At 67.7% G+C, this 20,544-nt stretch carries 16 protein-coding genes; 6 read left to right on the top strand and 10 right to left on the bottom strand.

Translation table 11 applies throughout. The annotated features are described in order from the left end of the window. Positions 1-30 precede the first annotated feature (30 nt). Positions 31-1,488 carry an amidase gene (locus tag IG65_RS0114240; protein ID WP_030515388.1) on the top strand — a complete coding sequence of 486 codons (1,458 nt, stop codon included), beginning with the start codon at positions 31-33 and terminating at the stop codon, positions 1,486-1,488. 135 nt (positions 1,489-1,623) lie between these two features. Here IG65_RS0114240 and IG65_RS0114235 read toward each other — a convergent pair whose 3' ends face one another. The 6 genes from IG65_RS0114235 to IG65_RS37740 form a co-directional block, all read right to left on the bottom strand. Beyond that, positions 1,624-2,346: an SAVMC3_10250 family protein gene (locus IG65_RS0114235; RefSeq protein WP_030515387.1), complete on the bottom strand. Its 723-nt coding sequence runs from the start codon at positions 2,344-2,346 to the stop codon at positions 1,624-1,626. A gap of 12 nt (positions 2,347-2,358) precedes the next feature. Beyond that, on the bottom strand, positions 2,359-4,173 hold the full coding sequence (locus IG65_RS0114230; protein WP_030515386.1) for a protein kinase: 1,815 nt from the start codon (positions 4,171-4,173) through the stop codon (positions 2,359-2,361). Between the two features lie 10 nt (positions 4,174-4,183). Then, a complete protein-coding gene (locus tag IG65_RS35870; RefSeq protein WP_197039837.1) occupies positions 4,184-5,686 on the bottom strand; it encodes a VWA domain-containing protein in 1,503 nt (500 codons plus the stop codon). Between the two features lie 287 nt (positions 5,687-5,973). Further along, entirely contained in the window at positions 5,974-7,212 is a 1,239-nt protein-coding gene (locus IG65_RS0114220) for a hypothetical protein (protein ID WP_030515384.1), read from the bottom strand. Further along, positions 7,209-8,414, bottom strand: coding sequence for a hypothetical protein (locus IG65_RS0114215; RefSeq protein WP_156055595.1), 1,206 nt, complete (start codon positions 8,412-8,414; stop codon positions 7,209-7,211). The genes IG65_RS0114220 and IG65_RS0114215 overlap by 4 nt, the downstream gene beginning before the upstream one ends. A 431-nt stretch (positions 8,415-8,845) precedes the next feature. Further along, positions 8,846-10,300, bottom strand: a complete 1,455-nt coding sequence (locus IG65_RS37740; protein WP_156055593.1) for a nuclease-related domain-containing protein — start codon at positions 10,298-10,300, stop codon at positions 8,846-8,848. Between the two features lie 540 nt (positions 10,301-10,840). On the opposite strand from IG65_RS37740, the gene IG65_RS0114210 reads away from it, so the two are divergent. The 3 genes from IG65_RS0114210 to IG65_RS36865 all read left to right on the top strand — a co-directional run bounded on the left by IG65_RS0114210 (position 10,841) and on the right by IG65_RS36865 (position 15,910). Continuing rightward, a complete protein-coding gene (locus IG65_RS0114210; RefSeq protein WP_081879481.1) occupies positions 10,841-12,079 on the top strand; it encodes a cytochrome P450 in 1,239 nt (412 codons plus the stop codon). A 101-nt stretch (positions 12,080-12,180) separates the two neighbouring features. Further along, complete coding sequence (locus IG65_RS0114205; protein WP_231509197.1) at positions 12,181-13,860, top strand: bifunctional UDP-sugar hydrolase/5'-nucleotidase; 1,680 nt, start codon at positions 12,181-12,183, stop codon at positions 13,858-13,860. Between the two features lie 64 nt (positions 13,861-13,924). Then, positions 13,925-15,910 (top strand): N-6 DNA methylase, encoded by a 1,986-nt coding sequence (locus tag IG65_RS36865; protein ID WP_051756003.1) that lies wholly within the window; start codon positions 13,925-13,927, stop codon positions 15,908-15,910. A 36-nt stretch (positions 15,911-15,946) separates the two neighbouring features. Here the strand turns inward: IG65_RS36865 and IG65_RS0114195 are convergent, their stop codons facing one another. The 4 genes from IG65_RS0114195 to IG65_RS0114180 form a co-directional block, all read right to left on the bottom strand. After that, a complete protein-coding gene (locus tag IG65_RS0114195) occupies positions 15,947-16,567 on the bottom strand; it encodes a TetR/AcrR family transcriptional regulator (protein ID WP_030515379.1) in 621 nt (206 codons plus the stop codon). Between the two features lie 113 nt (positions 16,568-16,680). After that, positions 16,681-16,860, bottom strand: coding sequence for a hypothetical protein (locus IG65_RS0114190; protein WP_030515378.1), 180 nt, complete (start codon positions 16,858-16,860; stop codon positions 16,681-16,683). A 128-nt stretch (positions 16,861-16,988) separates the two neighbouring features. Further along, positions 16,989-17,507 carry a gamma carbonic anhydrase family protein gene (locus IG65_RS0114185; RefSeq protein WP_030515377.1) on the bottom strand — a complete coding sequence of 173 codons (519 nt, stop codon included), beginning with the start codon at positions 17,505-17,507 and terminating at the stop codon, positions 16,989-16,991. Further along, positions 17,488-18,468 carry a GlxA family transcriptional regulator gene (locus IG65_RS0114180; RefSeq protein WP_030515376.1) on the bottom strand — a complete coding sequence of 327 codons (981 nt, stop codon included), beginning with the start codon at positions 18,466-18,468 and terminating at the stop codon, positions 17,488-17,490. Before IG65_RS0114180 ends, IG65_RS0114185 begins: the two co-directional genes overlap by 20 nt. 71 nt (positions 18,469-18,539) lie before the next feature. On the opposite strand from IG65_RS0114180, the gene IG65_RS0114175 reads away from it, so the two are divergent. Then, positions 18,540-19,307, top strand: a complete 768-nt coding sequence (locus IG65_RS0114175) for an MBL fold metallo-hydrolase (protein WP_030515375.1) — start codon at positions 18,540-18,542, stop codon at positions 19,305-19,307. A gap of 109 nt (positions 19,308-19,416) precedes the next feature. Continuing rightward, the gene (gene ald / locus IG65_RS0114170) at positions 19,417-20,541 is read left to right on the top strand and encodes an alanine dehydrogenase (RefSeq protein ID WP_051756001.1); all 1,125 of its coding nucleotides are present in this window, start codon (positions 19,417-19,419) and stop codon (positions 20,539-20,541) included. Positions 20,542-20,544: the final 3 nt, after the last annotated feature.

The raw sequence follows: 20,544 nt of genomic DNA, 5'->3' as shown, positions 1-20,544 counted from the left end.
TGCACGCACCCGGAGATGCGAGGAGAACTGATGCCCGGACCGGAGTTTGCGACGCTGCGCGAGCAGGTAGCCGCGTTGCAGGCCAAGACTATCTCGGCGACCGAACTGCTCGAACTGAGCATTGCGCGGATCGAGAAGTTCGACGAGAAGGTCAATGCCGTTGTGGTGCGGGATTTCGAGCGCGCTCGCGTTGCGGCGAAACAGGCCGATGCGGCGCTGGCTCGGGGTGAGGATGGGCCGCTTCTCGGCGTTCCGGTCGCGGTGAAGGAATCGTTCAATATCGCCGGTTTGCCGACCACGTGGGGTCTGCCCGACGCGAAGGGGTGGGTGCCGGCCGAGGACGCGGTGCTGGTGTCGCGCGTGAAGGCAGCGGGCGGGGTTGTCGTCGGCAAGACGAATGTGCCGTTCTTTCTGCGTGATTGGCAGTCCTACAACGACATCTATGGCACGACCAACAATCCGTGGGATCTGACCCGTTCGCCCGGTGGTTCGTCCGGAGGGTCGGCTGCCGCGCTCGCGGCGGGGTACGTCTCGCTCGCGCTCGGCTCCGATATCGGCGGTTCTCTGCGGGTGCCGGCGCATTTCTGCGGCGTCTACTCGCACAAACCGTCCCGCACGCTGCTGCCGGGGCGCGGGCACATACCGCCGCGCACGCCCGCACTGGAGGCTCCCATGGACCTCCCCGTCGTCGGTCCGATGACCCGCAGCGCCGCCGACCTGAGCCTGGCGACGCGGCTGCTTGCCGGGCCCGACGAGGTGGAGGCGGTCGCCTACAAGCTGGAGTTGCCACCGCCGCGCGGCGAGGAGTTGGCGCAGTTCCGCGTGCTGATCATCGACAGTCATCCGTTGCTGCCGACATCCACCGTGATTCGCGACGGTTTCGACCGGATCGCGCGGGGGCTCGAGAAAGCAGGTGCCACGGTCGCGCGGCAGAGCTCTCTCCTGCCCGACCTGACGCTGACAGCGAAAACCTATTTCACCCTGCTGATGTCGCAATTCGGCGCCGATGCCCCGGCCGACGCCATCCGGGCGATCCAAGCCGTCGTCGCCGAAATTCCGCCGGAGACCGACACCGTCGAGGCGGTCATCCAACGAGCCTTCGTCGCCAGCCACGGCGATTGGGTGAAGGCCGACCGCGTCCGCATCGGCCTGGCCGACAGGTGGCGGCACCTGTTCAAGGAATTCGACGTGGTGCTGTGCCCGATCACGCCGACACCCGCCTTCCCGCACGACCATTCGGGGATGGACACCCGCACGATCGATATCGACGGCACCGCCCACCCGTACAACTACAACCTGGTGTGGGCGAGTATCGCCACCCTGCTCGGGCTGCCCGCGACCGCGGCACCGATCGGACGCTCGCCGGAAGGGCTGCCCTTCGGCATGCAGATCATCGGCCCCTACCTCGAAGACCCGACGACCTTGCGGTTCGCCGAATTGCTCGAGCAGGAGTTCGGCGGATTCACCCCGCCGCCCGGTTTCGAATAGGGCGCTCGCTCGCTCGCCACGACTATTGGGCCCGACTGTTCTTTTCGCATCCCGTAGTCGGTTGGTCGGACAGCTTCGCGCCGCGCCGGCAGCACCGGCACAGGTCTTACGGCCAGCCGGTCCGGCGGAATGCGATCAGGGCCGTTCGTAGCGCACGTACAGTGGCGACGCGAGCACGATCGGGAAAGGCACCTGGGGTGGGTGGACTACTCCGGATACACGAGCATGCCCGCCCAAATAGGGTGCGAATTCGCGGAATTTCGGGCTGCAGGCGACTTCGCGGAAATAAGTACCCAGGTTGTGTTCCAGGTCGGTCGGCTCCTTGGTGGAAGGTTTGAACAGGTTCCGGAGGCCGTGCGTCTTGTTCGAACCATTGGCGTCGACCAGTGCTTTCACCACCTGCTCGGTGGCGCCGACGGACACGGAATACTTGCCGGGCCGACCGTGCGACTGGGACGATGCCGCCGGGTTCGTGGCGACGTTGCGGGCCGAGCCGTGGAGCACGATGCGGGGAGTGGTGACGGAGAGTGGTTCGGCCTGGCAGAAGAGCACCGCGCCCGCGGGGTCGTCGTCGAGGTGCGCTATGCCGATGCGGCCCTCGAACATGACCCATTCGCCGTTCTCGATATCCGGATCGGTGTAGTCCACGCACCCGTGTTCGAAATCCGCGATCAGGTTCCGAAGCCGCTGCTCGTTGCCGACGATATCCGCCAGTTCGAAATCGGCCCCGGCCTCCACCGGCGTGACCTTCGCCTTCGCCGATATCTTCCGCAGTCGAAGGTTTCGCCACCACGATGCCGCCGCGGGTACGAAGTTGTCGATTTTCGAACCCGAGATGTAGAGAAACTCGTGATACATGTCGGCTTCCTTTCAACGGGTCAGCGCCCTGGTCGACCATCGACCGGAGAAATCCTCGGTAGCCACCAGCACCTGTCCATCGGTGAGCGCGGCCAGTTGGAGGCGCCACGCAGCGCCGACGACCAATGCCGCTCGGTGGCAGGGGGATTCGGTGAGGCGTTGCCAATCGGGCCGGGCGCCGTCGAGCCGGGGGGTGACCCACAGCCCGTCCGCGCCCGCGGCGGCGATCGTGACGCCGTCGCGCTGACCGACGCATGCCACGTCGATCACATCACCGGGAACCTCGATCGGGCCGGTCGGCACCCACTCTCCGTAACGTTGCTCGAATGACAGGAGTTCGCGGGCCGGGGCCGCGACGAAGCAGACCGGTTCGCCCAGAAGATTCAGGCCGACCGCGGACGATCGAATATCGGTGAGGCCGAGGCGCTTCGCGGATCCTCCGGCGATGATGACGAAATCGCCGTTCGCGGCGTTCGCGGTGACGACGGCGGCCCCCTCGTGATCGGTCGCGGCGGCCAGAACACGCCGTACATACGGGCCGCCGCTGTCCCGGCGGATCATTCCGTCGAGAGTCAATTCCACCGTCGTCAGCCGTTCGCTGACCGCGTCGACCAGGTACGCCGTGGCGGACCCGGTAGCCGTGCGGACGACCGCGAGGCCGCCGCCCACCGCGGCGCGCCCGCCGTCCTGCCAGATACCGGCGCGGCCCACCATGAGCCGTTCCGCCTTGTCGATCACGAAATCGACAGGGTTGCCGGTGCCGTCTGCGACCGAACGGACCACGACCGGCGCGGCCGGGGCCTGCTCATCGGCCACCAGCGCCCACAGCGCCCCGGGGCCCAACCGGGCCCGTGCCACCACCGCGTTTGCCGATGCCGTCACCGTAGTGGTCCGGAAACCGTCGACGGTGACATCGAGGTCGGTATAGCGCAACCCCGTGGACGTCGGAGCGCCCAGCTCGGACAGCTCACGCGCCCAGCGCACCAAGGATGTGGGCCGCTGGTCCGGGTCGGGCGCAAGCAGTGCCGTCACATGGGCGGCGACCTCGACGGGAAAACTGCGGCGGACCAGGTAGTCGAAGCAGTCCTGCTGCGCACTGTCCGGCGGAGGATTGCTACCCGTAAGCAGGTAGTAGATCACCGCGCCGAAGGAATAGCGATCGGCCTCCGGGCTGCCGTTGCCGGTTCTCGACGCCTCCGGAGCGGTGTAGCCGTCCTTTCTGACGACTGTGACCGGCCCGCTGTGGGTCGGCACGGCGAAGCTGAAGTCGATCAGTGAGACCGCGTCGGTGTGCGGGGCGAGTATCACGTTGCCCGGGGCGATGTCGCGGTGCACCAAGGCCACACTGCTGGAAGCGATTCCGTCGACGATCGCGGCGAGCTCGGCGGCTACCGCGCACACCTGCTCGAAGGGCGGGTTGTGTTTGAGCCATTTGGTCAGATCCTGGCCCTCGACCCACGTCGAGATCACGTACAGCGTGCGCACATCCCCGGATTCGCCGGGCGGATGCGGTGGCGGACCCGGGAAGACGTCGGTGGCGCCGACCACGCCGGTGACTTCCCGTTGTAGTTGCTGCGTTTCCTGCCGCGCGTTCTGGGCGCGCAGGTACGACCGTTCGAGGGCATCGGCCGGGGACTCGTTGTGCCCGACATCCAAGTTCCCCGCGTGTAGTATTTTCACGGCCCAGCGGTGCTTGCCGCCATTGCGCCGAGGCGTGCTGGCCAGCCACACCTGCCCTTCGCCGCCGGCGTCGATCTCCTCTTCCAAGAGGTACTGATCCGGATCCTCTGCGGGGCCCACCCGGTAGCCCGATCGGATCTCGGGCATGCTCACTCGATCAATCACGGTAGGTGAATCTGCCTGTCGGACCGGAGGACTCAGGCTTCGGCGCCGACTCGGCCTCCGGCTGCATGATGATCAGACGATCGAGCAGCTCGCTTGTCGTATCGTGCACCCGCTGCATGAGCAGTACCTGGGCGCTGGTCGGTGAGTCGACCTCCGTTCCGATGACCGCGCCGAGGGTTTCGCAGCCGACGTCGGCGCCGTTCAACTGGTCGAGCAGTGCGCGCAACGGTGTGAACGGGGCCTCGGTCTGTGTCACCGTCAAGACACGCGACACACTGGAGACGAAGCTTGCAATGTCGGCGGCAGGCGAGCCGAGTTCGCGGCTGAGCAACTGTTGTAGCCACTTGTAATTCCAGATCTGTCGGCCGTAGACACGGGCCGCTTCGTCATTGCAGCGTACGAGCAGCTCGGAGAGTTGGTCTCGCAGATTCTCGCGGCGCTGATCCCACTGGCTGGTGCCGGCCGAGCGCAGCCGGTCGAGTGCCGCCTTGGTGCGGCCGGAGAGCGGGCCGGGGCGGCTCGCCTCGGTGAGCCGCTCGCCCACCCGGTGACTGATGCCGCCGCCCAGTCCGGTGAAATAGTCGGCCAGCACCTCCATGCCGCCCACCTGGGCCGGGTCGCCGCCGCCTACCTTGACCAGTTCCTCCAGCAGCGCGTGATTGGGAATGATTCTTTCGTCCGGCGGCAGACCACGTCGCTGGAACAGCTCCGCGGTGCTGATTCCGATGGCATGCAAGCGTATCTTGGCTTCGTTGTGCAGATGCGCGACCAGGCTCACCGGTTCCTGCACCGTACGCACCACTTCTCCGGTGCCGCCCTCGCCGGCCGGCGCCCAATTCGCCCCATCGCTCACCAAGACGATGAGCTTTTCGTTGCTCGGATGGCCCTCGCGGTAGAGCAGGTTGGCGGCCTCGTGCAGCGCGTTGCCGATATCGGTCCCGCCGTCCGGGCGCAGCAGCGCGATGGCGTGCCGAAACTCTGTGACCAGAGACTCCGGTGAGCTGCCGTCCAGCTGTGTCATCCCACCGCCGCGCGGAAACTTGTGCCGCGCCTGATGATTGAATTCGAGAAGGGCGAAACGAGACACCCGGCCGGAGATCTGCAGGCGGATGTCGAGCATGTCCAGTAGCGCGCGTTTGAGTGCTTCGATCCGGGTGATCCACTGTCCGCCGTGGGCGCGAAAAGCCGAGCGCTCGAGGCCTGCCGGAATATCATCCAAGCTCATCGAACCGCTGATGTCGGCGAGGACGACGATATCGACACCCGCGCGCACCGAGGAGGCATACAGCTCGACAGCCGAATCCCGGGTAAGACAGGCCAATCCGCTGTGGCGGCCACCGAGGTCGATCTCACGGACCTTGTGCGGCACCCCGTCGACCGGCAGGAAGACGTCATCACCGGTATCGGGTAGCCATAGCAGGGCCCCTGCCAGCCCGGCGCGCACGATCTGGCGGGCGGCGTCCGCGGGATCCAACTCCGTGGGCAGTTCGAGCACGATTCGGCGCACCGGCTGCGGCTCGAGCGGATCGAAGCGCCAGGTCTGCCCGGACGGCTCGATATCCCAGTGCGCGGCGAGTTCGTCGGCGAGCGCCACATGTCCGGCCGGCAGTTCCGGAACCTCGGTGGCTGACACCGCGACCTGTATCAGGTCTGGCTGGGCACCGACCTGGAGCAATCCCGCCCCACCCCGCACACCCGGCGGAATACCGATGTGGTGCCCTGTGATCGGGCCGCCGGCCGGAACCACGACCATCCGATGCGAGGAGGAGTCGACCGTGGCGGTCATCGGCGCCCCCCTTCGATCTGAACCTTCATACCGAGTTGTGCTGTGTAGAAGCGGATTCCCTGGCCGCCGGATCCGATGAACCGCCCGCGGAGATGCTCCGGAACCTTGACGAAGAGCATCGCGGGCCTGGTGTTCCGGCTCGGTTTGTATTCGGCCAGCTCGATTGCCGCGGCGACCTCGGTGCCGGATCGAGGATTGGCCGCTATCACCAGCTCCCGCAGCTTCTCCATGAGTCGCTCACCCTCGTGCGCCGCAGTCGCCACGGCGGCAGCGGCTGCAGCCCAGCCCGCCTTGCTTCGGTCGAAAGCCTGTGCTGCTGCTCGGTTTCCGCGTACCACTGGTTCCGTCGCCTGCAGCAACCGGTGAATCCCGGCATAGTCGATCGCCAGGTCCCGGTGCCCGCAGTTGCGCAATGTGTGGACGAAACCTTGCAGGCTGGGTAGCCGCTCAGGCCGACGCCTGCCGGCAGCGCCTGTGATGATCTCGAATACGAGATCTGCCGGGGCCCCTCCACGCACCCGGGAATGGTTCGCGCACAGCCCCAAACCCACTCGCTCGCTGCCGAATACCTGCCACCGGGTCGCGTGCCGGGTGCATATCCGCTGGGGACAGTGCTGAAAGGACTGCGACACATGCTCACAACGGACGGTGCCGATGTCCTGGCAGCCCGGCGTCTCGCAGTGGGGGAACGCCGCGTCGTAACAGGACGGGCAGTAATCGATGTCGGGATCGCGCGGGTGTGGCCGCCGATGCCGCGCGCACCATCCCTTCTCACGCCGGCAGGCTCGACCGGCACAGCGGAATTCTGCCGGGTCGTCGCACTGCTCGCAGGCCGGACGGTGCTCGCGGCAGACCGGGGTCAGCGCGCCGTCGAGGATGACGACGTGCCGATCACAGACCCGGTTGTTCTTCGCCTCGGCGGGACAGGTTGAACAGGTGAACGGCGCATATGCCCCGCAGTGCTTGCATCGGTACTGCACGCGGGGTCGTTCGCGGACCGCGACGACAGAGATGGGGGTGCTTTCGTCGACACGCTCGACATCGGCGGGGATCCACACCACTTCCAGCCGGATTTCGCCATCGGGGCTGTCGAGTTGGTGAGTGGGACCTTGCCGCAGATCGCGGCCGTGCAGCGCCGGCTCCAACTCCGCCCACAGCGCCTGAAATTCCTCGGGGGTGCTGGGCGCATCGCGCAACTGACGCAGATCCAGCACCAGTTCGATGGCTTGGTTCATCCGCCCGATCCCCTGTCGTCCCGGCGCCGCTGTGCCCCGCGGCCTCGTGCGCTGCCGTCGGTGCCGCGGGCCTGATTGCCGCCGCGCTGCCCGGCGCTGCGGTTCCCGCCATGCCGGTTGCGACGGTCCGGCTGAGATCGCTTGCCCGCGAGGGCTGTTCGGCTCTGCTGACCTGGCCGGCCGGCAGCCGGCGGTTGTGCCTCGGCGATCCGCGTGCGCCAGGAGCCCAGCACGATCGAGGTCCGGCCGGGCACATCCGCGCTCAGCCACTGCAGCAGCGGACCTCCGGGGGCGGCATCGGTCAGCGCGAGCAGGCATCGGCTCAGCAATTCGCTCTCGCCGGCGCCGGCCCACCGCGTCATCAGGTCGGTCTCCGTCGTTCCGTGTGTCACGCCCAGGGCCGGCAGCTCGAGCGGTAGCAGCGCGGGGGCAAGCTCGGCGGCGTCGGCATCGAGATTGCGCAGCTCCACGGCGATCGAGTGAAAGAGTGAGCGCCCGACCGCACGCGCCGGGCGCGGCGCGGGCTCGGAATTATGTCGTCGGCTGGCGGTCTTTTGGTCTTTCGGCGCGGCGCCCGGACGCTGCCGCGGCTCGTCGGCCGCCATCTGCGCGCGCAGACCCTCGGCCACCGCGCGGGCCCGGTTGTCCTCCAGCATGCGCTGTGGCACATTGCCGACCCGACGGCCGTCGCGAACCATGCGCCTGGCCTGCATCCCGACCGCAGCCAATAACAATGCCTGCGTGCGGATCCCGGCGAGAGTGGGCGCGCCGTCGAGACAGCGCACGGCGACGGTCAGTGTGCCATCCGGCTCGGCGGACGGATAGACGTCCATGCGTTCGAGCAGCGCCACGCCGTCCCGGCGGCGCAATTCCGCCTTCACTCGGTCGAGGTGTTCGGGCGCGGTCGAGGCGAGAAATCTCGTCGCCAGATGCGAGCGTGACCCGGCCAGCCAACGTGAGCCGATCCGATCACGTGGCGCACCCGCCCGGGTGATCCCGCGGCCGAACAGGGCGATCAGCGCGGGCACGTGGGTGCGCAGCAGGTTGCACAGCACCTCCTGCTCCACCGAGGAGAGCACCTCCAGAGTGTGGATGTCACCACCCAGAACCGCTGCGTGCCTTGTGGTTCCCAGCGCCGGCGGCACCAGCACGCCGCCGTGCGAATGGACGAGCTCGGCCAAACGCCGGAACGTGGCCGACATCCCCGCATAGTGCTCGTTGCGGGCCGTGCGCGTCCCGAGCCACCCCATCGGTTCAGCTACGGCGAAGAGCCCGTGCTGCCCGGTAACGGGAACAACGCGCGCATTCCGCACGGTTGTGAAGGCTCGAGCCATCTGTTCCGGCTCGACCCCCTGCACCGCGAAAGCCTTCTCGAATCGCTGGCGGGTGGCCCCGATTCGCGTCAAGCTCACCATCACACCACTATGTTCGCTCAGCTCGGACGTGGACGTTACCGATTCGGTAATCGTGCGCAGCGTCGCGCAAAGCTGCGCCACCACAGTACTTTTCGCAGCGGCCCGCATTTCAAGACATAGGTCAGTAACCGACCGTTCCGTATTGAGGTCTGGGACGAGTCGGCCTGGGGGACAAGCGTTTGAGGCCGTGGCGTATTCGGTGGTGACGTGGTTCTACATCAGCAGCCTGCTTGGAACGGATAGCAGGTTGCCCCCTCCGTCGGCGTTGTCGAATGTTGCTGTGTGCCTGGGGGGTCGGTGGGCGGCGAGGCGGGCGTCGTTGTCCTCTCGGGCGGGCGGATCTGGGATGGTGCCGGTTGGGAGTCGGATTGTGCGCGGGGATGGTCTTTGCCGGCCATGTAGCCGATGCCGCAGATGAGGATGAGGGCGGCGGCGATGCCGAGGAGTGCGGTGCGGAGGCGGTGGCGTGCTGGGGGTTGGGTTCGGAAGTTGGAGTCTGTGCCTGGCTCCCCGGGTGCAGGTGCAGGTGCAGGTGCAGGTGCGGGACTGGCGTCGGTCTGCAGAGCCTGTGTGGACGCAGGCTTCGGGACCGCTCGCGAAGCCTGTACAGCTGAGAATGACGGTTCGGCGTGCGAAGCCGGTGGCGTCTCGGGGTGGGCCCGGGCGTAGGAAGCCGGTGATGTTGACGGGGCTGGGTCGGGCGACGAGGTGGGTGGGGCCGCGTTGTCTTGGGCGTTCTGCGAAGGCGGGAGGTGTGAATCTGTGGGGACCGCTTGCGAATTCGGGCGGGCTTGGTCTGCCTGTCCCGGCTGGGCCGGTGCGTCCGACGAGGTGGCGAGGGTCGGCGGGGTTGCGGGTATCGAATCGATCTGCGAAGACGGGTTGTGTGAACCAGCGGGGAGCCCTTGTGAATTCGGTTCGTTCCAGTCTTCTTGCTCCGGCCGGGCGGCCGGGGCGTCAGGGGGTGCGGAGGCGGGCGTCGAGGTAGTTGAGCTTCCGTCTCCTTCTCTCGGGACTGCCGACACCTCGGTCGGGAATCCCTCCGCCACCAGCTCCGCATAGAGCCGGCGGCGGCTTTCGGCGTCGCGGGTGCGGTCGACTCGCAGGGCTGTCAGCACGGTGACGACCAGCTCCGCGGTCCACGGTGTTCGGTCGCGGTGCTGGGCGGTTCGGCCGAACCACGAGTAGAGCTGGGAGGCGCTGTCGCCGAGCAGGACGGTGAACCCGGCGGGCATCGGGCCCCTGTCGAGGGTGACCGTGTTGCCCGACTTGGGTATGAGCAGGATCAGGCCGTCCACGAACGGTTCCGGGCCGCGTGTCAGTTCGGCGACGAAGGTTCTCAGGGCGGAGACGGGCCTGCGCACTTGGTGCAGCGGGTTGAGGTCGTCGCCGCGGAGTTGGACCGGGTCGCCGTGGATGCCGGGTGCGGACCACCGCTCGTTCATCGAATACGACAGCGGTCCGCGGGTCTTCTTGCGCAGAGCGTCGACCTCGATGACGGCTGCCGCGTGCGGAGTGAAAACCAGAAGATGGGCTTCGGTGCTCCCGCCGTCCAGCCTGGGGATGTAGACGCCGGAGACGGCGATTCCTGGTTGGGTGACGTAGTTCGCGAGCCATTCGACGACCTGCTGTTGGGTCTTCGGTTTGGTGATGTCGCCGTTGATTATCAGCATGGCCGGTTCGACCTCCAGAAGCGTTGTAACACATCAACGTTAACCGAGTGCTTCCACCGAAAGTCGCGTGATAACACTGCGCTACAACGGCTTTCGGGCGGTAATGGCTGGTGGGCTGCTCGTCGGCCGATGGACGGCCGAAAAGTGAGATAAGACAACAAATTCCGACCGGACGGAATGTCGACGCGGAGTCGCTGAGGGTGTACGCGGAGCGGTCGGCTCGGCGTTCCGCGTCGTCGGCATTGCCTGTCGGGGCGCGGGCCGTGCGGACCTTCCCGGCTGGACACCCCCGGTAGCGGGGTTGCGTTCCGGGCTTCGTCGTGATGCCGCCGAATCGGCAACAACAACAGCTCGGGGCTACCGGGAACTTTTCGCCGGAACGGCGGTGCCGTTCGGAAGGCGTCGACCGGGGTCCGGTGCGGGCGGGCGCTGCCCGTCGGGCGCGCGCGGGGGGCCCTGCGGCGACCCAGCGGCAACCACGAAGGGTATCGATATTCTCGACTATGGAATTCTCATTCTCATTGAGAGAGAATGATCCGTATGGACACGCCTCGCCCTGCCACAGCACTCGACGACGCCCCCGCGCCCGATGGCGCCGACGCGGTCTACTGGGACCCGTTCGACCGCGAGATCGCGAAGGACCCCTACCCGATCTATCGGCGGATGCGGGCGGAAGCGCCGCTCTACTACAACGACAAGCACGACTTCTACGCCCTCACCCGCGCGTCGGATATCGATCCCGCGCTGCTGGACTGGGAGACGTACTCGTCGTCGCGGGGGCCGATTCTGGAGATCATCAAGGCGGGGATCGAGATTCCGCCGGGCACATTGCTGATGGAGGATCCGCCGGCGCACGACATTCACCGCGCGCTGCTCAAGCGGGTGTTCACACCCCGGCGGGTGATGTCGCTGGAGCCGCAGATCCGCGACCTGTGCCGGCGGTCGCTGGACCGGCTCGCTGGGAAAGATCAGTTCGATCTGATGACCGCGTTCGCGAACGAGGTGCCGATGCGTGTGATCGGCATGTTGCTCGGCATCCCGGAGGCCGATCAGCAGACCGTGCGCGACAAGGCCGACAGCGCGCTGCGCACCGAGCCCGGGCAGGGAATGCAGATCTCCGACAAGGCGATTCCGGATGCCGAACAGTTCGCCCAATACATCGACTGGCGCGCCGACAATCCCTCCGACGATCTGATGACCGAGTTGATGCGCGCCGAATTCGTCGACACCGAGGGCGTGACGCGGACGCTGACGCGCGACGAGATCCTGACCTATGTCTCCGTCGTCGCGGGGGCCGGTAACGAGACCACCGCCAGGCTGATCGGCTGGCTGGGTGCGCTGCTCGCCCGCCACCCCGAACAGCGCGCCGAACTCGTCGCCGATCCGAGCCTGATCCCGAACGCGATCGAGGAGACGCTGCGATTCGAGCCGACCGGCCACGCCATCGCCCGCTACGTCACCAAAGATGTGCAGCTCTACGGGACCACCGTGCCCGCCGGCAGCGCGATGATGCTGCTCATCGCGTCGGCGAACCGCGACGAGGAGCGCTGGGACGACCCGGAGCGGTTCGATATCCACCGCAAGATCAGCAATCTGCGCACTTTCGGACTCGGCACCCACTTCTGCCTGGGCGCGGCGCTGGCCCGGCTCGAGGGCAGGGTGGCGCTGGAGGAGTTGCTGCGCCGATTCCCGACGTGGGATGTCGACTGGGACAACATCACCTTGTCGTCGACCTCGACCGTGCGCGGCTGGGAGACATTGCCGATCACCGTGGGCTGACGCACCGAGCAGCCGTCTCGGGTCGGCGATAGCGCAGGGCGACAGCAGAGTTCACCGAACCGTCGTTTCGGGGACGTTCCCGTATGTCAGAGTCTGACGGTATGGGTGTTCTGCGGCGCATGGCGGCCGGTGGTGCCGTCGCGATGAGTCTGGTCGCGCTGTCCGGATGCGGCGGAAGCAGCGAAACCACACATCAGGGCGCGATACCGCTGGTCTCCACCAGCGACCTTCCGGCGGCGCAACCCGGCGAGGTGCACCTGTTCGGGATCAACGATCTGCACGGCAATCTGGAACCGCCGGAGGCGAGCAACGGGCAGGTGGGGGAGTACACCGCGGGCGGGGCGGCGTATCTGGCCACGCATCTGCAGCGGTTGCTGGCGGCGTATCCGGACAGCGCGGTGGTGTCGGCGGGGGACAATATCGGGGCGAGTCCGCTGGTGTCGTCGCTGTTCCACGACGAGCCGACGATCGGCTATCTCAACCAGATCGGGGTGGCGGCGTCGGCGGTGGGCAATCACGAGCTGGACCACGGCGTCGTGGAGCTGGGACGGTTGCGCGGGGGCGGCTGTGCGCTGGACGGGTGCTCGCCGGGGGAGCCGTTCACGGGAACACACTTCGATTTCCTCGCCGCCAATCTCACCGACTCCCGCGGTGAGCCTCCGGCCGGAGTGCGGCCGTGGACGATGCTGACGATCGGCGGGCACAAGATCGGTGTGGTCGGGGTGGTGACGCCCGATACGGTGAATCTCGTTTTCCCGGAAGGAATTCGCGGCTACACCTTCGGCGAGGAAGCCGAGGCGATCAACAAGTACGTGCCCGCCATGAAACAGGCCGGTGCCGAAACCGTTGTCGCCCTGGTGCACGACGGCGGCGCCCAGGGGACACCGGCGAAGACCACCGATTACAACGATTGCGCCGACATCAGTCCGGATGTGCCGGCGCTCGCGGCGCATACGGATCCCGCCGTTCGAGTGTTGCTCACCGGGCACAGCCATCAGGCCTACAACTGCGAATTCGACGGCAAGGTGGTCACGCAGGCGGCGTCCTACGGGCGCCTGATCACCGATGTCACGCTGCGGTTCGACCACGGGAAGGTGTCCGCGCACGCGGTGAACCGGGTGGTGACCCGCGATGTCGCTCCCGATCCGGCGGTGGACAAGTCGATCGCATTCTTCTCCGGCCAGGCGGCGCCGCGCGCGCAACGGGTCGTGGGCACTGCGACGGCCCCGCTGACGCGCAGCGATCGCGGTGGCGGCGAATCCCCGCTCGGTGCGGTGATCGCCGATGCGATGCTCGATGTCACCCACGATTCGGCGCAGGCCGTGGCGGCGTTCATGAATCCGGGCGGCGTGCGCGCCGACATCGGCCCCGGGCCGATCACCTACGGCAGCATCTACGAGACGCAGCCGTTCGGCAATCAGGTCGTCACCGTCACCCTGACCGGCCGCCAGATACTGGACCTGCTGGAACAGCAGTGGGACAACAAGAGCAAACCCGCCGTGCTCTCGGTCGCGGGCATCTCCTACTCCTATGACGACAAGGCCGCCCCGGGACACAAGGTGATCGCCGATTCCGTCCGCATCGGAGACCGGCCTGTGAATCCGGTCGCGACCTACCGGGTGACCACCAACAACTTCCTCGCCTCCGGCGGCGACGGATTCGCGGTGTTCACGCGGGGCACGGATACGGCGGTCGGCCCGACCGATCTGGACGCCCTGGAGACCTACCTGCGTGACCGGGGAGCGGTCGGTCCGCCCGAGGAGCGTGTCCAACGCCGGTGAGCGACCCGCGGCGCGATACGTCGAGTTCGCCCACATTTGTGCTCGCAGCAGGCACAATGCGGAGATGCGCGGCGGGCGGGAGCAGCCAGCAGCAGACCGCCGGGCGGGGCCGGAGCCGGGCGGGGGTGGGGCGCGGAAACGGCACGGTCGGCATTACACGCCGCCGCGGTTGGCGGAGTTTCTCGCGGAGCGGATGCTCGCGCATGTGCGACCGGAACGCGAGTTGTCGGTGCTGGACCCCGCCTGCGGCGACGGGGAGTTGCTGTCGGCGGTGGCACGTGTTGCGGCACAACGCTTTCCGGATACCTCCTTGCATCTGGTGGGGTACGACCTGAATGCCGCGGCGGTCCGGGAAGCTCAGACCAGGGGGATGTCGTGGAACAGCCGATTCGGGGGCAGGTCCCAGGTCTGGCCTGAGGAGGGCACCGCCGAGTCGTGTGCGGGATCGCGGGTGGTGGACGCGGTCGGCGCATACCTCGGCGCGGCGCCTGGGGTGGATACCGCGCCGCCGTCGAATCGTGTCGTCATCGATTGGCGGGTGGGGGATTTCCTCTGCGCGGCAACCGAATTGACCGACTCGCACTTCGACGCCGTGATCACGAACCCGCCGTATGTGCGGACTCAGCAGCTGGGTGGCGCGACCGCGCAGATGCTGAGCAAGCAGTTCGGGCTGTCGGGACGTATCGATTTGACCCATCCGTTCGTCGCGACGATTCCGCGGTTGTTACGCCCCGGTGGGGTGCTGGGCCTGCTGTGCGCCAACCGATTCCTCAGCACCAAGGCGGGGGCGAATCTGCGGGCGCTGCTGTATGCGGAACTGACGCCGGTGGAGCTCTACGACCTCGGGGACACTCGGCTGTTCGAGGCGGCGGTCCTGCCCGCGGTGACAATCGCCGTGCGCGGGCACGAGCAGCGGACCTGCAGGTTCGTCACGGCCTACGAGTCCGAGCGGGAGCCGACGGCCGCTGCCGACCTGTTCGACGCTGTGGTCGCCCCGGCCGACTCCGTCGTCGACCACGGCGGTCGCCGCATCGCGGTGGAGACCGGAACGCTGTGGACCGGTGCGCACGGCGAACCGGGCGGATCGGGGAACCCGGGGCGCGGTTCGGCCGGCGGGCCCGCGCGAATTCTCGCCGATGGTGGCGACGCATGGGCCGATGTGGAGTGCGAAGACAAATCACTCACCAGCACTTTCGATCCCGCAACTCCGTGGCGCATGTCGCGACCCGATACCGACGCCTGGTTGGCGCGAATCCACGCCGGCACGTGGCGCACTTTCGGCGAGGTGGCGCGAATCAGGGTGGGTATCAAGACGAATGCGGATCGAGTCTTCATCTCGGACCGGTGGGAGGATCGGCCCTGCTGTCCGGAGCCCGAACTGCTCCGGCAGCTGCTGACTCATCACGACCTCGCTCCGTGGCGGATCGCACGCGCCCGCGACACCCGGGTGCTGTACCCCTACGAGACTTCCTGCTCGTGCCGCACACCGGTCGATCTGAGCGAATATCCGGACGCCGCGGCCTATCTCGCTCAGCACAAGGACACGCTGGCTGCCCGGGACTACCTCACCGGTACCGGGCGGGAGTGGTTCGAGATCTGGGTGCCGCAGCGGCCGCATCTGTGGTGCCGTCCGAAGGTGGTGTTCCCGGACATCAGTGTGGCGCCGCGGTTCGCGCTCGATCGCAGCGGTGCGGTGGTGAACGGCGACTGCTACTGGATGTCGCTGGCCGATATCGGCGACGAGCGGATCGCGTATCTGCTGATGGGCGTGGCCAATTCGACGCTCGGACTGCAATTCTACGATGCCGTGTGCGGGAATCGGCTCTATGCCGGGCGGCGCCGGTGGATCACGCAGTACGTCACCCGGCTTCCGCTGCCCGATCCGAATACCGGTGCGGGACAGCGGCTCACCGACCTGGCTCGCGAATTGGCCAACGGCGGAGCCGAACCCGATGTCGCGCTGCTCGATCGGCGCGTGGCCGCGGCGTTCGGGCTGGGCGACACCGGTGTCGGGCCGCCCGGCAGCGTCGCGTCGGAGCCTTCCTGGTAGCCGGCGACAGCGCACTGTGCGTCGCAGGCCCGGCCGTCAGGCGGTGTGGCCCCCGACCATCGGCAGCAACGTCCGCCGGGCGAAGGCGCGCGCGGCCTCCGCGTCCGAGAGCGGAATCAGCCCGTCAGGAGTCAACGCCAGGGACTGCGCCAGCCGGGCCATGATCTCGGCGACGAGGTCGGCATCGAAATCCAGTTCGGCGTTGGCCTTCTGCAAACCGCGCAGCTTGTCGCCCAGGTAGGCGCGGCCGACCGCGAGGATCGGGCCGGCATCGGTGGTCAGGCGCGGCAGGATCAGCTCCGGTTCGGTGCGCAGCAGTCGTTGCAGGAGCTCGTTGTGCGCCAGCGCGGTGATGAAGACGACGAAGATCTCCACCAGCTGATCCTCGTTGTCGGTGATGCTGCCGACCCGCTGTTCGATATCGGCGACGAAGCGTTGCGCCTCGCGCACGCTCACCGCCTCGACGAGATCATTCTTCGACTCGAAGCGGCGATACAGCGTCGCGGGGCTGATGCCGGCGCGGCGCGCGATCTCACCCATGCTGGTCCGCTTGATCCCGAAGTCCAGGAAGGCCGACAGGGCACTCTCGAGCAGCTGCTCACCGTCGGAGCGGGGCTTCTCGAGGATGCGGGCCAGGATGGACGGAACAGGGGGCATGGGGTCTCCAGTCGAGTCGGCGAATGACCGCGTCGATGCGGAAGGCTGACGATCATTATCTCATCGCGCCGGACCGTCACCGACGTCCCCGACCTGGCTCACGCCGCCCGCGCTCAGCGCAGATTGAATGCGGCCATTTCCTGCTCGATCGCGTTCGCGGCGAAATCGCTTCCGTTGCAACGTAATTCGTGGACTCGGCGCTGTAGCGCCTCGATGCCACCGGGCTGGGCCGCGATATCGGCCACACTGATCCGCCCCTTGGGTCGGTGCATACCGGACTGCTCGTACGACACCGTCTAACCTCCTGCATACCCACGTCGCAGTACGCCGCCCGGGGCGATATTCACTGCCGCGGACCGCGAACATGCTGCGATGATGCTACCAAGAGATCAACCTGGACGCTTGACCAGTGTGGCCCGTCTCACAGCTGGGTGCCGGCGTCGCGGTGAGTGCTCATATTGTGCACATAGACTGCGGCGTTGAGCTTGATGTGATCGCGTTCGGCATCGCCGAGTTCGCGCCGCACCTTGCCCGGTACGCCCGCGACCAGGGAGCCGGGCGGAATTTTCATGCCCTCGGGAATCAGGGCGTTGGCGGCGATGAGGCTGCCCTCGCCGATCACCGCGCCGTTGAGCACGGTCGCGCCCATGCCGACCAGCACGTCGTCGCCGACCGTGCAACCGTGCAGAATCGCGTTGTGGCCCACCGACACTCCGCTGCCGACCTGCAGTTCGTATCCCGGATCGGCGTGTAGTACGCAGCCGTCCTGGATGTTGGTGCCGGCGCCGATGCTGATGTCCTCCAGATCGCCGCGGATCACCGCGCCGTACCAGATGCTGACCTGTTCACCCAGCCGCACCCGGCCGATCACCGTGGCCGTCGGCGCCACCCACGCGGTGTCGTCGATCTGCGGCTCGTGCTCACCCAGCTTGATCATCATGCAGGTCAACATAGCTGGCCCGGAACTGGGCGCGATGTGCGGCCGGTGGCAGCCCGAGCGTGCGATGGAAATGGTGGCGCAGATTCATCGCCGTGCCCAGGCCGGTCTCGGCGGCGATGCGGTCCATCGTGTCGTCGGTGGATTCCAGCAGTAGCCGGGCGCGGTCGATGCGCTGGTCGAGCAGCCAGCGCTGCGGGCTGCATCCGGTGCGTTCGCGGAAGCGGCGGGTGAAGGTGCGCCGCGACATCAGCGCCGTGCGGGCCCAGCCGTCCAGATCGATGGGCTGGTCCACATGTGTTCGCGCCCAGACCATCGCGTGTTCGATGGGGTCGTCGTCGGTGGCGTCGGGTATCGCGAGCGGTATGTACTGCGCCTGCGACCCGGCGCGGTAGGGGGCCAGCACCAGCGTGCGCGCGAGTTCCGTCGCGGCGCGGGCGCCGTGATCGGCGCGCACCAGGTGCAGGCAACAGTCCAGTGCCGCAGCCACTCCCGCGGAGGTCACCACATCGCCGAGGTCGGTCCACAGCCGATCCGCGCGCACGGTCACCGCGGGAAACGCGCGGGCCAGAGCCGGGGCCAGACCCCAGTGCGTGGTGACTTCGCGCCCGTCCGCCAAGCCGGTGGCGGCGACCACCCAGGAGCCCCGGCACAGTCCGACGATGCGGGCGCCGCGTTCGTGCGCGCGCCACAGGGCCGACGAAATGACCTCGGGCACGGGAAGTTCCGGGTTCCAGCTGGGAATCACCACGGTCTCCGCGCGGTCGATCGCCTCGGGGCCGTGGCGTACGACGAGGTCGAAATCGCCGGGCGTGCCAAGGATTCCGGGAACTTCCGCGCAGGTGAGTACCCGGTAGGGCGCGCTGTCCTGCACGCTGGTGCCGATGCGGCCGAACACCGTCCCTGGGACGGACAGGTGAAACGGGCTGATTCCGTCGAAGGCGACCACCGCGACCACATGCATGGCCCGATCTTATCGAAGCGTGGCCTGCGGGCCACTGTTCGAGCGTGCCGGATCGGGACAAGCTGTTGCTCATGACGAACACGCTCTCCACCACGGTCGAACTCCTGCACATCGGCGGCCCCACCGTCCGGCTGAACTACGGCGGGCTGATCTGGCTGACCGATCCGACCTTCGACGAACCCGGCGACTACTCCGCCGGCGCGCTCACCCTGCACAAATTGACCGGACCGGCGGTCGCCGCGGATCGCGTGGGCCCGGTGGACGTGGTGCTGCTGTCGCACGATCAGCATCCCGACAACCTCGATCCGGCGGGCCGCGACGTCATGGCCGGCGTCGAGACGGTGTTGTCCACGCCGGAAGCGGCCGGGCGCCTGGAAGGCGTTCGGGGACTGACGGTGTGGGAGTCGGTGCGCATCGGCGCCGTCACCGTCACCGCGGTACCGGCGCTGCACGGGCCGGAGGGCGCCGAGGCGCTGAGCGGCACGGTCACCGGCTTCGTCCTGCAGGCCGAGGACCTGCCGACGGTCTACATCTCCGGTGACAACGCCTCCGTCGACTACGTCGAGCGCATCGTGGCGAAATTCGGCCGCATCGACATCGCCCTGCTCAACGTCGGCGCCGCGAACGTGGGCCGGTTCGAGGACAGCGACGTCACGCTCAATGCGCGCACGGCACTGGCCGCGGCGCAGGTGCTCGGCGAGGCGGTCGTGGTGCCGGTACACGCCGAGGGCTGGGCGCACTTCACCGAGACACTCGATCACCTTCGGCGCACCTTCGGCTACGGCGGGCGCGAGAAGCAGCTGCGGATCCCGCCGCTGGGCGAGTCGATCACCGTGTGACGCCGATGCCGGGCTGCCGAACGCGGATCGATTGCCGATTGGTTGCGGTTCGGTGAATCGCCGCGACTTGATCATGGCACCGCGCCCGGATCAGGGCCACGATGGCGGTATGAGAATCGGGGTTCCGCGCGAGATCAAACCGCAGGAGAGCCGGGTCGCCCTCGCCCCGGCCGGCGCCGTCGAACTCACCCGGCACGGTCATCGGGTGCTGATCGAATCCGGCGCCGGACTCGGGTCCGGATTCACCGACGCCGATTACGTGGCCGCCGGCGCGCACATCGCCGCGAGCGCCGACGCGGTGTGGGACGAGGCGGAACTGGTGTTGAAGGTGAAAGAGCCGATCGCACCCGAATATTCGTGCATGCACGCCGGGCAGGTGCTGTTCACCTTTCTGCACCTGGCGGCCTCCCGGGAGTGCACCGACGCCGTGCTGGCCTCCGGCATCACCGCGATCGCCTACGAAACCGTGCGTGGACCCGACGGATCATTGCCGCTGCTGACGCCGATGAGCGAGATCGCCGGCAAACTTGCACCCCAGGTCGGCGCCTACCACCTGATGGCGCCCGAAGGTGGCGCCGGAGTGTTGCTGGGCGGCGTGCCGGGGGTGCGGCCGGCGGAAGTGGTGGTGATCGGCGGCGGGGTGGCCGGAACGAGTGCGGCGACGGTCGCGGTCGGGATGGGTGCGCGGGTGATCGTGCTCGACACCAATCCGGTGCGATTGCGTGAACTCGACATCCGATTCGCCGGGCGGGTCACTCCTCTCGCCTCGAACGCGGCCGACATCGACCGGGCGGTCGTCGCCGCGGATCTGGTGATCGGTTCGGTGCTGGTGCCGGGAGCGCGAGCGCCGCAACTGGTCCCGGATACCCTGGTGGAGCGGATGCGGCCGGGGACGGTGCTGGTCGATATCGCCATCGATCAGGGCGGTTGTTTCCAGAGCTCCCATCCCACCACGCACGCCGAACCGACCTTCCCCGTGGCGAATTCGCTGTTCTACTGTGTCGCGAATATGCCCGGCGCGGTCCCGCACACCGCCACCGTCGCGTTGACCAACGCCACCCTGCCGTATGTGCGAACCATCGCCGATCTCGGCTGGCGGGCCGCCTGCCGTGCCGACCCGGGCCTCGAGGCCGGGCTCAATGCCGATGCGGGACAGCTCTACTCACCGGAGGTGGCCCGGGCGCACGGCTTGCTCGGGGTCGGCCACGGGGCGGGGTGGCAGGCGTGCCGGTGACGG

The sequence above is a fragment of the Nocardia sp. NRRL WC-3656 genome (assembly GCF_000720265.1).
GTDB lineage: Bacteria > Actinomycetota > Actinomycetes > Mycobacteriales > Mycobacteriaceae > Nocardia > Nocardia nova.
This window is presented reverse-complemented; position numbering and strand designations above follow the sequence as displayed.

Coding starts and splice junctions, on each gene's coding strand:
- IG65_RS0114210 (WP_081879481.1), top strand. CDS start 10,841: ATGGACACGCCTCGCCCTGCCACAGCACTCGACGACGCCCCCGCGCCC.
- IG65_RS0114235 (WP_030515387.1), bottom strand. CDS start 2,346: ATGTATCACGAGTTTCTCTACATCTCGGGTTCGAAAATCGACAACTTC.
- IG65_RS0114185 (WP_030515377.1), bottom strand. CDS start 17,507: ATGATGATCAAGCTGGGTGAGCACGAGCCGCAGATCGACGACACCGCG.
- ald (WP_051756001.1), top strand. CDS start 19,417: ATGAGAATCGGGGTTCCGCGCGAGATCAAACCGCAGGAGAGCCGGGTC.
- IG65_RS0114175 (WP_030515375.1), top strand. CDS start 18,540: ATGACGAACACGCTCTCCACCACGGTCGAACTCCTGCACATCGGCGGC.
- IG65_RS36865 (WP_051756003.1), top strand. CDS start 13,925: ATGCGCGGCGGGCGGGAGCAGCCAGCAGCAGACCGCCGGGCGGGGCCG.
- IG65_RS0114195 (WP_030515379.1), bottom strand. CDS start 16,567: ATGCCCCCTGTTCCGTCCATCCTGGCCCGCATCCTCGAGAAGCCCCGC.
- IG65_RS0114240 (WP_030515388.1), top strand. CDS start 31: ATGCCCGGACCGGAGTTTGCGACGCTGCGCGAGCAGGTAGCCGCGTTG.
- IG65_RS0114230 (WP_030515386.1), bottom strand. CDS start 4,173: ATGCCCGAGATCCGATCGGGCTACCGGGTGGGCCCCGCAGAGGATCCG.
- IG65_RS0114220 (WP_030515384.1), bottom strand. CDS start 7,212: ATGAACCAAGCCATCGAACTGGTGCTGGATCTGCGTCAGTTGCGCGAT.
- IG65_RS37740 (WP_156055593.1), bottom strand. CDS start 10,300: ATGCTGATAATCAACGGCGACATCACCAAACCGAAGACCCAACAGCAG.
- IG65_RS0114180 (WP_030515376.1), bottom strand. CDS start 18,468: ATGCATGTGGTCGCGGTGGTCGCCTTCGACGGAATCAGCCCGTTTCAC.
- IG65_RS0114205 (WP_231509197.1), top strand. CDS start 12,181: ATGGGTGTTCTGCGGCGCATGGCGGCCGGTGGTGCCGTCGCGATGAGT.
- IG65_RS0114215 (WP_156055595.1), bottom strand. CDS start 8,414: ATGTCGGCCACGTTCCGGCGTTTGGCCGAGCTCGTCCATTCGCACGGC.